This window comes from Pseudomonas rustica, assembly GCF_018336155.1.
Lineage (GTDB): Bacteria > Pseudomonadota > Gammaproteobacteria > Pseudomonadales > Pseudomonadaceae > Aquipseudomonas > Aquipseudomonas rustica.
Genome location: NZ_JAGYHF010000012.1, coordinates 122,174 through 136,353, shown reverse-complemented (window position 1 = coordinate 136,353; position 14,180 = coordinate 122,174). Strand labels below are relative to the sequence as shown.

General features: G+C 58.1%; 13 protein-coding genes. 8 read left to right on the top strand and 5 right to left on the bottom strand.

Annotation, left to right across the window (positions count from 1 at the left end):
* The first annotated feature begins 359 nt into the window (after positions 1 to 359).
* Positions 360 to 764, top strand: coding sequence for a nuclear transport factor 2 family protein (locus KFS80_RS22215; protein ID WP_212545925.1), 405 nt, complete (start codon positions 360 to 362; stop codon positions 762 to 764).
* 138 nt (positions 765 to 902) lie between these two features.
* Here the strand turns inward: KFS80_RS22215 and KFS80_RS22210 are convergent, their stop codons facing one another.
* Positions 903 to 2,006 (bottom strand): Gfo/Idh/MocA family protein, encoded by a 1,104-nt coding sequence (locus KFS80_RS22210; protein ID WP_192379754.1) that lies wholly within the window; start codon positions 2,004 to 2,006, stop codon positions 903 to 905.
* Positions 2,007 to 2,229: 223 nt separating this feature from the next.
* Here KFS80_RS22210 and KFS80_RS22205 point away from each other — a divergent pair, with 223 nt between their 5' ends.
* The gene (locus tag KFS80_RS22205; RefSeq protein ID WP_246541975.1) at positions 2,230 to 3,450 is read left to right on the top strand and encodes an MFS transporter; all 1,221 of its coding nucleotides are present in this window, start codon (positions 2,230 to 2,232) and stop codon (positions 3,448 to 3,450) included.
* 1 nt (position 3,451) lies between these two features.
* Here KFS80_RS22205 and KFS80_RS22200 read toward each other — a convergent pair whose 3' ends face one another.
* A complete protein-coding gene (locus tag KFS80_RS22200; protein ID WP_064118371.1) occupies positions 3,452 to 4,339 on the bottom strand; it encodes a LysR family transcriptional regulator in 888 nt (295 codons plus the stop codon).
* A gap of 228 nt (positions 4,340 to 4,567) precedes the next feature.
* On the opposite strand from KFS80_RS22200, the gene KFS80_RS22195 reads away from it, so the two are divergent.
* The 5 genes from KFS80_RS22195 (at position 4,568) to KFS80_RS22175 (ending at position 9,960) form a co-directional block, all read left to right on the top strand.
* On the top strand, positions 4,568 to 5,548 hold the full coding sequence (locus KFS80_RS22195; protein ID WP_212545924.1) for an MBL fold metallo-hydrolase: 981 nt from the start codon (positions 4,568 to 4,570) through the stop codon (positions 5,546 to 5,548).
* Between the two features lie 240 nt (positions 5,549 to 5,788).
* Positions 5,789 to 6,469, top strand: coding sequence for an alpha/beta hydrolase (locus KFS80_RS22190; protein ID WP_212545923.1), 681 nt, complete (start codon positions 5,789 to 5,791; stop codon positions 6,467 to 6,469).
* Between the two features lie 59 nt (positions 6,470 to 6,528).
* On the top strand, positions 6,529 to 7,284 hold the full coding sequence (locus KFS80_RS22185; RefSeq protein WP_062378588.1) for an SDR family oxidoreductase: 756 nt from the start codon (positions 6,529 to 6,531) through the stop codon (positions 7,282 to 7,284).
* A 237-nt stretch (positions 7,285 to 7,521) separates the two neighbouring features.
* On the top strand, positions 7,522 to 8,628 hold the full coding sequence (locus KFS80_RS22180) for an alkene reductase (RefSeq protein ID WP_212545922.1): 1,107 nt from the start codon (positions 7,522 to 7,524) through the stop codon (positions 8,626 to 8,628).
* Between the two features lie 120 nt (positions 8,629 to 8,748).
* Positions 8,749 to 9,960, top strand: coding sequence for an MFS transporter (locus KFS80_RS22175; protein ID WP_212545921.1), 1,212 nt, complete (start codon positions 8,749 to 8,751; stop codon positions 9,958 to 9,960).
* An 86-nt stretch (positions 9,961 to 10,046) separates the two neighbouring features.
* Here the strand turns inward: KFS80_RS22175 and KFS80_RS22170 are convergent, their stop codons facing one another.
* The gene (locus KFS80_RS22170; RefSeq protein WP_064118086.1) at positions 10,047 to 10,991 is read right to left on the bottom strand and encodes a GlxA family transcriptional regulator; all 945 of its coding nucleotides are present in this window, start codon (positions 10,989 to 10,991) and stop codon (positions 10,047 to 10,049) included.
* Positions 10,992 to 11,296: 305 nt separating this feature from the next.
* Here KFS80_RS22170 and KFS80_RS22165 point away from each other — a divergent pair, with 305 nt between their 5' ends.
* Positions 11,297 to 12,019 carry an SDR family NAD(P)-dependent oxidoreductase gene (locus KFS80_RS22165; protein WP_212545920.1) on the top strand — a complete coding sequence of 241 codons (723 nt, stop codon included), beginning with the start codon at positions 11,297 to 11,299 and terminating at the stop codon, positions 12,017 to 12,019.
* Between the two features lie 350 nt (positions 12,020 to 12,369).
* Here the strand turns inward: KFS80_RS22165 and KFS80_RS22160 are convergent, their stop codons facing one another.
* Positions 12,370 to 13,473: a DNA alkylation repair protein gene (locus KFS80_RS22160; RefSeq protein WP_212545919.1), complete on the bottom strand. Its 1,104-nt coding sequence runs from the start codon at positions 13,471 to 13,473 to the stop codon at positions 12,370 to 12,372.
* Between the two features lie 2 nt (positions 13,474 to 13,475).
* Positions 13,476 to 14,081: a glutathione S-transferase gene (locus KFS80_RS22155; RefSeq protein ID WP_212545918.1), complete on the bottom strand. Its 606-nt coding sequence runs from the start codon at positions 14,079 to 14,081 to the stop codon at positions 13,476 to 13,478.
* Positions 14,082 to 14,180: the final 99 nt, after the last annotated feature.

Sequence of the window (14,180 nt, the reverse complement as noted above, 5' to 3'; positions counted from 1 at the left end):
GCCTTTAACCAATACTCGTAAGCTATGAAAGGCGGCTAAGCGCCTGCCGTGGACTCAGATCTACCGTTGCTCCTCATGCTTAACAACGACGACTTGTGTATAGAAAGTCCTCGGTCAGAGTGAACGGTTTGGCATGAAATGTCGGTTTTTCGGCTTATACGGTTAAATCCTCAGGACTAGGATGTATTGCCTACAGCGTGCGGAACTCTGATGCGTTGTCCTTTGTTCGCTCTTTCACAACCGGACTTGACGGAATTTGAAAGCGCTCTAGAGGCCAACCCTGTCGTTTTAACTGTCCATTAGGACTCGCATGGCCTGCGTTCTATTTCCCTAAGCTCAACATACAATCAGGAGCAACTATGAATATTGAAGAAAAAAACAAATCTATCGTACTTAAAGCTTTCGATGCTTTATTCAATCAACGTGACTACGATGCAGCCGAGGACTATTGGTCAGCGGACTATATTCAGCACAGTGCGCTTATCCCTCAAGGACGGCAGGGTTTATTTGACTTGATCAAAAGTCTGCCCAATACACTGATGTATGAACCCAGCGTCATAATGGCAGAGGATGACAAAGTGATGGTTCATGGCCGTTTCTCTGGAAACGGTAGTCCGACTGCGCTCATCGCAGTAGACATTGTGCGTCTCGAAAATGGCATTCTGGTCGAACACTGGGACGTGCTCCAGGACGAGGCGACCACAGTCAGTTCTGCCAGCGGCCTACCGATGTTCGGCGCACGTTTCCCGGATTCAATTGAGTAAAAGGGCGGGCTGCGACGATCCAATTATGGCCTCTGAGATTAAATGGCGCTTCGGGGCGGGCATGTGTCCGCCCCGGCTGCGCCAACGAGGTTTCATACTCGATAGTTCAATATCGAGGGATTTCACAAGCATGAGTCGTCACACGATCCGTTTCAGGGGAGTTTGAGTCCCGCTCTTTGCCGCATCCAGCAACTGATGCAGGCGCAATGCATCGTTGAACGTCGCCGCCGCATGGGTGCCTTCGGCAACATCCTGCGCATACACGTGATAGAGCTCTGCCAGTTCAAGCACGGCTGACGGCAATGACGAGGCCGGCAGGCGCTGATAATTCTCAGGCACGGGCAACACTTCCAGCGTCAGGTTATCGCCATGCGCGCCCTCGACGACATAGTCGTCGCCGACATCGCCAAACGCCGAACGGTTGGTGATTTTCAGATCCCCCTGGTCGCCGGTGATGTCGATCTGCACACCCGAGCCGTTGCGTTTGCCGCCTTCGATGTGGATCGAAATGACGGCGCCGTCTTCGAGCATGCCGCTGAGCACGAGCTGGTCGGGGGCGGTGCTGTCCAGCACTTCGCCGGTTTCCTTGATGGTCACTTTCGGGAACTGGTTGACCATCAGCCCCGAGACGCTCACTGGCCAGCCGGTGGCGGTGAAGAGCATGTCGAGGAAGTGTCCAGCGTAGATGGCAATGACGCTGGAGAAGTTTTCCTCGGGGGCGGTCCAGCGCAGGGCGTTGGGGCGCAAGGCCTGGAAGTAATTCATGCTGACGTGCATCCGCACGGACCGCACCTTGCCGACGTAGCCTTGTTGCAGCAGGTCTTGCAGGTAGCGGTTGTGCGGCGCGTGGCGGCGTTGCAGGCCGACGATGTGACGCACGCCGGCGTCTTTGGCCAGGTGCAGCAATTGTTCGGAGTCTGCGGTGGTGGTGGTCAACGGCCATTCGCAGTAGACGTCTTTGCCGGCAGCGATGGCGGCACGCACGGTTTTTTCGTGTTGCGGGGCGGTGTTGAGCACCACGACCAGATCGACTTCAGGGTTATTGACTAACGCGTCGACAGAGTCGGCGACCTGGCTGATGGCGTACTCGCTGGCCGCGGCTTCGGCGCGTTCACGGCGTTCGCTGTACACCGCTTGCAGGTGATATTGCGGCAGCAGATTAAGCACGCGCAGGTGGCCGTGGCGAGCCCAGTTGCCAACGCCGATGATGCCGACGCGAATAGGGGAGTGTGCAGTTGTCATGGGAATGTCCTCGTAGGGTTTGGCTGACGAGGTGAAGTCTAGGGAGCGCAGCCCTGCGGAAAAACCGGCCAAAGGGCCGAACACTGCGGACAGGAAAGGCGCTAATGGCGGCACGCCTGTTCGATTGCGGAACGATTGATCCGCAGTGATCGGAGCTGCGCACTGTTTTTCCGCAGTGATCAGATACCTAGCATGGCGCCACTCATTACTGTGGAGCTTTGCCATGAACGATCTGTCTGCATCACCGGCCACCGCTGCGCTCGCGCCAGCTGAGCCGTCCTCCTGGCGCGACTGGCTGTCGGTGTACGCGGTGGCCCTGGGCGCTTTTGCCTTTGTCACCACCGAATACCTGCCTGTCGGCGTCCTGCCGCAAATTGCCAATAGCCTGGGCATCACCGATGGTATGGCCGGGTTAATGGTGACTGTGCCGGGCATGGTAGCGGCAGTGTCGGCGCCGGCGATCATGCTGGGCGCGGGGCGAATGAACCGGCGACATTTGTTGCTGCTGCTAACCCTGTTGCTGGTGGCGTCCAACGTCGTCTCGGCGTTGGCGCCGTCATTGCCGATCATGTTGTTGGGGCGCGGCTTGTTGGGGGTGGCGCTGGGTGGTTTCTGGGCGGTGGCGATTGCGGCGGCCGGGCGGTTGGTCAGCGAGTCAAAAGCGGCGAAAGCGACGGCACTGATCTTTGCCGGGATTACCTTGGCGACGGTGTTCGGTGTGCCGTTTGGTACGTTTGTCAGCACGCTGTTTTCGTGGCGGATGTCGTTTGCCGTGACCGCAGGGCTCGCGCTGCTGGCGCTGATTGCGCAAGCGTTGACCTTGCCGTCATTGCCTTCCAGTGAAGGCTTGAAGTGGCGCGCGCTCGTGGCATTTGTGTCACGCAGCAATGCCCGCCGCAGCATGCTGTTGCTCGGTACGGTGGTGGCGGCGCATTTCACGGCGTACACCTACATTGCGCCGTTCCTTGGGCATGACGCGGGTTTCTCGCCGAGTGCGATCACTTCGATTCTGTTGGGCTTTGGCCTGGTCGGCATGTTGGCGAACTTCGCCATGGCCGGTAGCATCACCACGCACTTGCGTGCGTCGCTGGGCGCCGTGGTGCTGCTGATGGTGATCGCGCAATTGGCCTTGCCCGGGTTGCAGGGTTGGGGCGTGACGTTGGCGGTGCTGGTGTGGGGTGTTGCCTACGGCGCAATTCCGCTGGGCGTGAGCAGTTGGATGCAACTGACGTCGCCGCAATTGCCGGAAGCCAGTTCCGCCATGTTGGTGACCACGTTTCAGGTGGCGATTGCTTCGGGTTCGCTGTTTGGCGGCTTGATGGTTGATCACGCGGGCGTGTCTTCAGCGTTGTGGCTGGGCGCCGCCATTGGTGTGCTCGGTTTGGCGGTGATGCTCAGTTTCGGTCTCGGCAAAGCGCCGATTGCCGAGGCACTGCAACGCTGATTCAAACCTTCAAGATGTTGTCTTTGAAAAAATCGATCAACACTCGCAACCTTGGTGCGGTCTGCTTCGACGCAGGCCAGAGCATCCACAGGTTGCCAGTGTGGTCGGTGTAGTCCGCCAACACCACTTTCAGCCTGCCATCGGCCAACGGCTGACGGATTGAAAAATCCGGTAGGCAGGCAATCCCCACCCCATCGATCGCCAGGTACGTCAGCGGGTCCATCGTGGTGCAGGTCAATGCTCGCGTCAGGTTCGGCTCGATGTGCGTATCGTCGACGCGCAGCGGCCAACGCTCGATCATCCCGGTGGCCGGAAACTTGTGCAGCAGGCACACGTGGCGGATCAAATCGTCCGGGTGTGTCGGATCGCCATGGCGCTCCAGATACGCTGGCGATGCCACCAATTGCAATTGATAACCCCCCAGCTTGCGCGCCATCAGCCGCGAATCCTGCGGCGCGCCCGTGCGGATCACCGCGTCGAACCCTTCCTCGATCACGTCCACCATGCGGTCGGACATGTCCACGTCCAGCTCGATGTCCGGGTAGGCACGCATGAACCCGGCCAGTACCGGCATGATCAACACGTTCTGGATCGGCACGCTGATGCGTACCTTGCCGCGCGGGGTGGCGGACAGTTCCAGCAATTCCATTTCTGCCGCTTCCACTTCGCTGAGGATGCGTTTGCAGCGGTCCAGGAACAGCTCGCCTTCGGTGGTCAGGGTGACACTGCGGGTGCTGCGATGGAACAGCCGCACCCCCAGGCGTTCTTCCATGCGCGCCACGCTCTTGCCGACGGCGGAGGAGGAGATCTCCAGCAAGCGACCAGCTTCGGTAAAGCTGCGGGTTTCGGCGACTTGAATGAAGGCCGTGATGCCGCTGAGGCTGTCCATCATTTGAGGTGTGCTCGGTGCTGGGAAAGGGTTCAGGCAGAGTAGAGGCGGGCGGGGAAATTGGAAAGGGAAGTAATAGGGAGCGAGGCGTTGGCGTTGGCCGCGTTTTTAATACGACCTCTCGAATGCTGAACTAAGATCAACAGCCAGTACCGTAGGTCGCTAGTGGGAGTTGCCGGTTGGCTTAGTCCCTTTGCAGTGCTCCTCTACCAACGAAAAGGAATGGGAATGAAACTCTCCACGCTAGCTTCTCGCGCCGCCTTTGCAGTAACGCTGGCTATCGGCGCAGGACTTTTCGCAGTCGAGCCGGTTCAGGCCGCAGCGCCTATGCAACACAAGCAAGTCCCGGGCTTCTATCGCATGATGATGGGCGATTTCGAGGTCACCGCACTCTTCGATGGCGGCATCAGTATTGATTCATCGCTACTCAGCGGCGACCCGGCTCTCATCCAGTCGCTGCTGCTGCGATCGTTTTTCGATGATCCGCAAAAGGTGTCCGGTTCGGTAACGGGCTATCTCATTAATACGGGTTCAAAACTCATCCTCATCGACACGGGCACCGGAGGCCATTGGGGAGGGCCGTCACTTGGCAAGCTCACTGACAACCTGAAGGCTGCTGGCTACAAACCCGCACAAATCGACCTGGTGTTGCTGACCCATATGCACGCCGACCACATTGGCGGAATCTACGACGCCAAAGGCCAGCGCGTGTTCTCGAAGGCACAGATTTCCATGATGAAGACCGAGAGTGACTTCTGGCTGTCGAAGGACATTGCGGAAAAAGCGCCGGAGGGCGCAAAAATATTCTTCCAGATTGCCCAGGCTGCTGCTGCGCCTTATCTGGCGGCTGGGAAATGGAAGCCATTGCAGGGCATGGATGAAATCGTGTCGGGCATTACTCCCGTTGCCATCCCGGGGCATACGCCTGGGCATGTGGGCTACAGGGTTTCGTCCAAGGGCCAATCGCTGCTGATCTGGGGCGACGTTGCCCACGTCGTCTCTGTGCAAATGCCACATCCCGAAGTGGGTATCGCGTTCGACGCTGACGGACCGACCGCAATCAAGACCCGCGAAGACCTTTTCGTGAAGTTGGCAGAGGGCAAAACCCTGGTCGGTGGTGCTCATATGCCGTTCCCTGGCTTTGGGCGCCTGCGCAAGGAAGACACAGGCTATTCATGGGTGCCGGTAACCTTCATGAACCTGAACTGATGGCCCAATCGACAAGGGATAAAGCCACCTGTAGATGATCATTCAAACCAAGAGTGACCACTGTGCAGAAAGTTGCCTTAATGCTGGCTGCACTCTCTGCAGAGTATGCCAATGCTGCAACCAGTGAGATGTCCCGAAACGTCGGTATTTCGACCCATCTGCTTCTTAGCTCGCGCCTAGCATAGACCCTGAATTCACAGCACGGGCAACCCGCCCGTCTACCCGAAATCAGGAGAAGGCATGAGCACTATCGAACACGTCATTCTTGTACACGGTGCCTGGGCCGACAGCACCAGCTGGAACAAATCGCGCGCCTTGATCGAAGCCGCCGGCCTGAGTACGACCACGGTCAACCTGCCGCTGACGTCGCTGGCAGCAGATGCGGACGTCGTGTCCCAGGCCATCGCCGCCGCTCCAGGACCGGTGTTGCTGGTGGGCCATTCCTATGGCGGTGCGGTCATCAGCGAGGCAGGTGTTCACGCCAAGGTGGCGGGCCTCGTCTATATCAACGCCTTTACCCCTGACATTGGCGAATCAGCTTTGGGGCTGACCGCATTGGCCGAGCCGTCGCTGATGAGTGCCGAGATCCGCATAGATCAGGCGGGTTCGTCGAGCCTCACTTACGAGGGTGTCCATGAAGGCTTTGCTCAGGATTTGAGTGCGCAGGAGAAGCGTCAGCTGTTTGAAAACCAGCGTCCGACCGCTGTAGCGGCACTCACCGCACCACTCACTCAAGCCGCCTGGCAGGACAAGCCCAGCTGGTATCTGGTGGCGACCCTTGATAACGCCATAGCACCGGCACTTCAAGAGCTGATGGTGAAGAAGATTGGCGCCGTCAGCGACCATGTCAATGCGGGCCATTGCTCAATGATTTCCAAACCTACGGTTGTCGCCGACCTGATCATTCGCGCCGCCAAGTAACCGATATTTTCCCTCCATTGTTCACGCTTTGCATTTCTGTAATCTCAGAGGACTCACCCATGAAACTCACTCAAAACACCATCTTCATTACCGGCGGCGGCTCTGGCATCGGCCGTGGGCTGGCCGAAGCACTGCACAAACTGGGAAACCAGGTAATTATCTCAGGTCGGCGCAAGGGCCATCTGGAAGCCGTCGTTGCGGCCAACCCGGGCATGCACGCGGTCGAATTGGATATCACCGATCCAGCCAGTATTACCGCGGTCGCGAAACAGTTGATCAACGAATTCCCGCAGCTCAATGTGCTGATCAATAACGCCGGGATCATGTTGCCGGACACCGCGGCCGGCCAAGTGGATGACGAATTGCTGGCGTCGACCATTACCACCAATCTGATGGGCCCCATCCGCATGACTTCGGCGCTGATCGAGCACCTCAAGAAGGCCGATGACGCCTATGTGGCGTACACCTCTTCAGTACTCGGTTTCGTGCCCATGGCGCTGACGGCGGTGTACAGCGCCACCAAGGCCGCGCTGCACTCTTATGCACTGTCTCAGCGCTTCATGCTGCGCGATACCTCGGTCAAGGTGCTGGAAATCGCGCCGCCATGGGTACGTACTGAGCTGATGGATAGCTCCGAAGCGGAATTGGCGATGCCATTGGATGAGTTTATTGCCGAGACGATAGCGGTGCTGGGCACGGACGCGGTGGAAATTCTGGTCGAGCGGGCCAAGCCATTGCGCGCTAATGCGGGGGCGGATGAACACGCCTTTGTCACTGAGTTCAATGCTCAGCTATTGGCACTCTACGCCCAGTGAGCACCTCGCGGCGCTCGCATGAGTGCGGGCGCCGTTATCCGGACATCGACAGTTCGATCTCCATGATTGCCAGCATTACAGCCAAAAAGTCCGAAGTGATGGGAAACGCGGCCCATTTATTCACTCCGGAAAATCACCTTTACTGATGCCAAGCGCCCCGCCCCCCGAAAGCCCACATGGCTATCGACCCGGGCGAATATCCAATGGTTCTACACATACACTTCAATCGAGGCAACCATGTCCAAACTTCATTCCCCAGTTAAAGTCGGGCGGTTCACCTTCGCCCACCGCATTGTATTGGCACCGCTGACCCGCATGCGTGCCGAAGAGGGCGCTCGTCCTGGCGCCCTGATGGCCGAGTACTACGCCCAGCGCACTTCCGAGGGCGGTTTGCTGATCGGTGAAGCCACAATTGCCGCGCCAAACGGCAACGGCTATCTCGGCGCACCTGGCCTGTTCGACGACAGCCAGATTGTGGGCTGGAAACACGTCACTGACTCCGTGCACGCTAAAGGCGGCAAGATCTTTCTGCAGCTTTATCATGCCGGTCGCCAATCCAATGTCGACGTGCAGCCTGCAGGCAGCATCCCCGTCGGCCCATCGGAAGTCCTGCATGGCGGCGTTGCTTACACCACCGAAGGTTGGGTACCCAATACCCCGAACCGTGCCCTGACCATCGAAGACATCTCAGGCCTGGTGGAAAGCTTCCGCACTGCTGCCGAACGTGGCGTGAAAGCCGGTTTTGACGGCGTGGAACTGCATGGTGCCAACGGTTATTTGATCGACCAGTTCCTGCAGGACAACAGCAACAAGCGCACTGACATTTACGGCGGCTCGTTCGAAAACCGCGCACGCTTTCTGCTGGAAGTGACCAACGCGCTGATTTCGGTGTGGGGCAGTGACCGGGTGGCAGTACGTGTCGGCCCGAGCGGCACTTGGGGTGACATGGGCGACAGCGATCCAGAAGGCCTGTTCACCTACGTCGCGCAACAACTGGCGCCGCTGAACCTGGCTTACCTGCACCTGATCGAGCCGCGCATCCTGGGCAACATCGAGGACGAGAATGCCGACCCGGCGCCGGTCGCAGCCCAACTGATGCGCAAACACTACAAAGGCGTGATCATTGCTGCCGGTGGCTTTGACGGCAAATCCGCCGAGGCCATCCTTCAGGCGGGCGACGCCGACCTGGTGGCCTTCGGTCGCCACTTCATCGCCAACCCGGACTTGCCGGAGCGCCTGCGCCACAACCTGCCGCTGAACGCGTATGACCGTCCGACCTTCTTTGGCGGTACCGAAGTGGGTTACACCGACTACGCGTTCTATAAAGAAGAAGCGACTGCGTAACGTCTTTCGCCGAGCTCGATTTGCTTTAGCGCAGAGACCAAGCGAAGCCCCCTCGCGGGGGCTTTTTTATGTGTACACGCGATCTACAGGGCGCCATCACTTTTTCACAGCTGGAATACCATGAACTCAACCCAATACATCAAAAGCAACCGGCCGCTGTATTGGCTGGCGTTAGGCACGTTCGCCGTCGGTACCGAAAGCTTCATGATCGCGGGCCTGCTTCCCGGCATGGCGAAGGATCTTGACGTTAGCGTTTCCATGGCGGGCCAGTTGGTCACAGTATTTGCTCTTGCCTATGCACTGAGCTCTCCGGTGCTGGCTGCACTGACGGGGAATCTCAACCGGCGCAGGCTGCTGATCGGTGCCATGGCGTTATTTGCGCTGGCCAATCTGCTGGCCTTCACGGCCAGTGGCTATTGGTCGTTGATGGCCGCGAGAGTGGTGCTGGCACTCGCGGCGGCAGTGTATGTACCCGGTGCGAACGCACTGGCCAGTGTGGTCGTGCCGCCCGAACAGCGTGGCCGCGCCATCGCTATCGTCAACGGTGGCCTGTCGCTTGCCATTGCCTTGGGTGTTCCGGCGGGCACTGTACTGGGGGCGGCAATGGGTTGGCGCGCCACGTTCGGCAGCGTCGCGATCATTGCCGCGTTGGCCGTTGCCGGTTTGCTGATAGGCCTTCCACGCGAGATAGGAACCGGACTCGCTACTGCCAGCCTGCGCCAGCGAATTTCCACTGCGGCTCAGCCTGCGGTATTGCATACGTTGCTGATCACTACGTTGTGGGCGATGGCGAGCTACACCACTTACACCTATCTCGCTCCGCTTTTGGAGGCCACCACCCTTATAAATGGCCCGGCAATAGGTTTCGTGCTATTTGGCTGGGGTGTTTCAGCCGCAATCGGCCTGGCCATCAGCGGCCGGGCGGTAGACCGAAGAGGTCCGCGCGCAGTGATCCTGCCAGCGTTGGCGACATCCACTACCGCATTCGTCGTCGTGTCGCTGGCGCCGCACTTTATCGGCAAACAGTTTGTCATTGTGCCGATTGTCCTCGCCATCGCTGCCTGGGGCGTGGCGCACTGGGCTTTTTATCCTGCACAGCAAACCACGCTGGTCGGCGTGGCTGGCGTTGCGAGCGCGCCAGTGGTGTTGTCGCTCAACGCCTCCTTCATGTACCTCGGTTTCTCACTGGGTGCGGGTCTCGGCTCTCTGACATTGCACTACAGCTCATTGGCCAACCTTGGCTTTGTCAGTGCCCTCTGCGCAGCAACGGCCTTGGCCTTGGCCTATACATCCGGCCGCCGACCTGCACCGCAACTTCAACCTTCAAATTAAATAATCTACACGCTCAAAAAGTAGCGTTCCAAGAATGAATAACGGCGGCCAATGGCCGCCGTTATTCTGCTGCGAAAAATAGAAGCTTATACCTCAGCGTTGGAACCGAAGGTCCGGCGCAACGATTGCGGGGATTGACCATACACGCGCAGAAAGGCCCGGCGCATGCGTTCACGGTCGCCAAAGCCGGTCTCCGAGGCCACCGCCTCAAGCGTTAGTCGTCCCTGTTCGATCATCAATCGGGCGGCCTCCAGACGTAGATTCTCAATGGCCTTGGCGGGTGAGCTTCCGGTCTGCTCGCGAAAGCTTCGACTGAACTGCCGAGGGCTCAGGCACGCTGCATCCGCCAGGTCTTCTACGGAAAGGTCGCGGCGCAGGTTTTTTCGAGCGAAGTCCAGCGATTGCTGAATGCGGTCGGAGCTCGGACTCAGTTCCAGCATCGCCGAATGCTGGGACTGCCCACCCGCGCGGCGATGGTATAGCACCAGCCGCTGCGAGACGGTCCGGGCCAGCGCGGCACCGTAATCCTTCTCGACCATACCGATGGTTAAATCGAGCGCAGCGGTCATGCCTGCCGAGGTCCAGATCTTGCCATCGATGATGAAGATGCGATCTTCTTCTACCTTAATTGCGGGGAATCTATCGCGCATTTCCTTGGCGCGAGCCCAGTGCACTGTGGCTCGACGGCCATCGAGCAATCCGGACTCGGCAAGCGCGAAAGCACCGACGCACAAAGCGCCTACCCGCCGTGAATGTGCATTGGCTTCAACCAGAAAGGAGTGAATACCGTCCGACGCCGAACTGCGATCCATTGCACCACTGATCAAGACGGTATCGAAATCAGTCTTGTTGAACTGCTGAGTATCAACCGACGTGAACAGGGAGCTGGCGACCAAGCCACCATGCTCGGATAGCACACTGATGTCGTAGAGTTTTTCACCCGCGGCCAGGTTGGCAAACTCGAAAGCTGAAAGCGCAGCAAGGCTCATCACTTGAAAATCGGGCCGTACGATTAACGCCACACTTTGCATAAAAACTCCCGTTCGCCCAGTTGAACACTGGCTTGACGCATGAATGTCTGGTGACAGGCGAAACGTAAGCATGCGCGAAAATCGTGGGACTGCAAGCAGAACCGCGATTTCGAGGGGGTTAGCGTTTTGCGCCGGATAAATTCAGTAAGACCGATACTGAGCTACGAGGAACTTCGGAATGCCAACATTTCCGGCCATAAACTTGACCAGACCAAGGCCGAAAATGATGGTTTTACGGCCTTTACCGACATACGGGCGTTCACTACTCTGGCCCTATTTCATGCACCGCCTTTGGAGCAAACCGCATGACTCATAAAGGCACGGCCGTTATAACGGGCGCTGGTACAGCAATAGGCATAGCTTTCGCCCACCGACTGACTCAACGGGGCTACGACTTGATTTTAATCGCGGTGGATCGGCCGCAATTAATGACGCTTGCTGCAGCGCTCACTGACTCCAGCGGACGATCGGTGGAAGTGCTGAATGCTGATTTGGCAGTGTCCGCCGAAGTTGTCCGCATCGAGACCTTGTTAAGCCAGGACGCCAGTATCACATTGCTCATCAACCATCACGACATCACTGAGGAAAATGAGATAGGGGCCACAATCGCCTTGGGGATCACTGCTCCCGTACGCTTGTTCTACGCATTGGCAAATGGTTTCGTAAAGAGGGGCGCCGGAACGGTTATCAATCTGGTGCCCGTGTTCGAGGCGAGTTCCGGTGCTGCCATTGAGTCGGCGAACAGCGCTTTTTTACTCTCGCTATCCCACGCGCTGCGGCAGCATTTCAATAAAGTCGCAGTACGCGTTCAAGCAATTTTGTATGCAGGTTCACAGCAAACCCAATATCAAGGCGCAGTGGCCATTGTGGATGCCGCGCTAGAGGATTTTGATTCTGGAGAAGCCATCTCGCTACCCAAGTTTGCCGATCGGGTGATATGGAATAAATTCGAGGTTGCCCGACTGGAATTGCTCAGTCGGGTAGCAGGGGGGCCCAATATCGTCTCACCTGCACGTCTGCTCCATTGACCTAGGGTGGGTAGCGAATGCATGTCTCCCCGTTAAGTGATTACAGGTATCCTCGTCCAAATAGAGCGGATATCCGACCATCTTAGTTCAGGACCTCTGGGCACGACATAGGTCATCCTGTTAACCAAGCTGTTGGACGCGGCGCACCTATCCTGGTTTGCTAATGATGAAAATCCCCGGGTCGCTTCTGCCGGGTAGACTGCTCATGACGGTGAGCCACTTTCCGCAAACGGCCGCTTTGGGGCGATTTCGGCTTGTGACGACAGGCAGCTATTGGCCGAAAGCAGCCCTACCAACACATTCATCTTCACGAGCTGTTTCCGGGCAATCACTGGCTCGCTTGGTATTCCTCAACCAACGATCGTGAACTCAGCCCCACCCAAAACCTCCCCATTAACCATCACCCACACCCCATGCACCCCACCAAAATGCTTCCGCGTCGTAAAATCCTTTATCACCTGCCTTCTACCCACAACCACCTCCCCAAACCCCACCAAATCCACCACCTTCAACTTAAAAACCTTCCGCGAAACCCCGCCATTCGCCTTCACATAGTCAATCGCATAATCAATCACCAGCCGCTGTTCATGTGCCACCGTCGACTTCACCGAAAACGATAAACCAATCGCATCCCCCAACCGCACCACCCCCGGCTCAACCCGCACATCCACCAACTCAACCTCAGCCTTCTTCCCCGCACCAATCACCGCCAACGCCCGCATATCTCCCTGCTTAATCAAACTCCTCAGCGCATGCTTGGCAATCCAGGCCGTATGCTTTTCCTCCAGCGACCACCCCTCAATCACGTCCAGCACCCAACCCGGATGTTCCTTCGTTACATCATTCAAATGATTTGCCACGGACTTGCGCACGTACAAACTCTCGTCCGCCTTCAACCGATCCAATATCCCCGCCGCTAAATTCGGATTCGCCTGCACCGCTTCCAGTCGAAACGACCAAGGCAGGCGAGGGCGGCTGCCTTCGCTGGCCAGGCGACGCACATGATGGTTCTCATCCAGCGCCCAGTCATGCATCAGTTCCAGCGAGCGTTCCAGGTCACTGCGCAGAAAGTGGCGGATGGCGAATTCAGAAGAACCAAACGTGGTGAAGTACTTCAGCGCCTCCATCGAGGTATCGAACGCATGTCCGCCATAGCTGGCGACGTAGTTCGGCAGGCACATGCTGACGAATCCGCTGTTCAGCCTCGGAGCAAGTTCAAACAACACTTCGAGGGAATCTTCATACCCGAGCGGCAAAACAGCGTGCAGGCTTTCGCTGACGCGGGCCATGCGTTGCATCACCGATAGCTCGGCGAGTCCTTGATTGGCATGTTTGAGAAACGCTTTGACCTTGAACGCGGGGTACACCGCGCTCATTTCGTCGGCGATGTGCTGCAGGCGTTCGGCGTTGAAGATTTCTTTGAGCGCCGGTGCGGCGGTGTCGGTCGTGCTCATGGTCAGGTCATCGGGGTGTTGATGAAGGCTTCGAGGCTTTCCGCGTAGGCGGTGTATTGGGCGATGCGCGGGTAGCGGTGGTTGTCGATCTGGTCGGGTACGACGAGGCCGGTGAAGCTCCACGCGACCGCGAGGCTGATGCCGTCCTGGGCGAGCGTGCCGTCGGTGGGCAGGTGGTAGGTTTCAAGTTGTTTTTCGAGGGCGGTGAAGGCGGCGGCGAGTTGGCTTTCGACGCGTTCGACCCACGGTTGGTATTGGATGTCGGCCGGGCGCAGGTTGCGTTCGTAGTAGAGCTGCACGGCTTTTTCGCAGGCGGCGAGGCTGAGGCCGATCAGGCGCAGGGCTTGGGCGCGTTGGCTGAGGTCTTTCGGCAGCAGGCTTTTGCCGGTGGCGGCTTCGAGGTAGTCGAGGATGAGCGTGGAGTCCATCAGCACGATGCCGTCGTCGAGGATCAGTGTCGGCGCTTTGACCACCGGGTTGATCTGCTGGAATTGTTCGAAGTGGCGGAACACCGAGACCGACTCGTGTTCGAGGTCGATGCCCAGGCGCTTGGCGGAGATCGCCACGCGCCGCACGTAAGGGGAGTCGAGCATGCCGATCAGTTTCATGACGCGTTCCTTCAAGTCGAACCGGTGGGAAGGCATAACCTAGCCGAGCTTGAAGCAATTGTCAGTCGCCGAAGTCTACCTGTTGGTGAATTCATCGAC

Coding starts and splice junctions, on each gene's coding strand:
- KFS80_RS22215 (WP_212545925.1), top strand. CDS start 360: ATGAATATTGAAGAAAAAAACAAATCTATCGTACTTAAAGCTTTCGAT.
- KFS80_RS22210 (WP_192379754.1), bottom strand. CDS start 2,006: ATGACAACTGCACACTCCCCTATTCGCGTCGGCATCATCGGCGTTGGC.
- KFS80_RS22205 (WP_246541975.1), top strand. CDS start 2,230: ATGAACGATCTGTCTGCATCACCGGCCACCGCTGCGCTCGCGCCAGCT.
- KFS80_RS22200 (WP_064118371.1), bottom strand. CDS start 4,339: ATGGACAGCCTCAGCGGCATCACGGCCTTCATTCAAGTCGCCGAAACC.
- KFS80_RS22195 (WP_212545924.1), top strand. CDS start 4,568: ATGAAACTCTCCACGCTAGCTTCTCGCGCCGCCTTTGCAGTAACGCTG.
- KFS80_RS22190 (WP_212545923.1), top strand. CDS start 5,789: ATGAGCACTATCGAACACGTCATTCTTGTACACGGTGCCTGGGCCGAC.
- KFS80_RS22185 (WP_062378588.1), top strand. CDS start 6,529: ATGAAACTCACTCAAAACACCATCTTCATTACCGGCGGCGGCTCTGGC.
- KFS80_RS22180 (WP_212545922.1), top strand. CDS start 7,522: ATGTCCAAACTTCATTCCCCAGTTAAAGTCGGGCGGTTCACCTTCGCC.
- KFS80_RS22175 (WP_212545921.1), top strand. CDS start 8,749: ATGAACTCAACCCAATACATCAAAAGCAACCGGCCGCTGTATTGGCTG.
- KFS80_RS22170 (WP_064118086.1), bottom strand. CDS start 10,991: ATGCAAAGTGTGGCGTTAATCGTACGGCCCGATTTTCAAGTGATGAGC.
- KFS80_RS22165 (WP_212545920.1), top strand. CDS start 11,297: ATGACTCATAAAGGCACGGCCGTTATAACGGGCGCTGGTACAGCAATA.
- KFS80_RS22160 (WP_212545919.1), bottom strand. CDS start 13,473: ATGAGCACGACCGACACCGCCGCACCGGCGCTCAAAGAAATCTTCAAC.
- KFS80_RS22155 (WP_212545918.1), bottom strand. CDS start 14,081: ATGAAACTGATCGGCATGCTCGACTCCCCTTACGTGCGGCGCGTGGCG.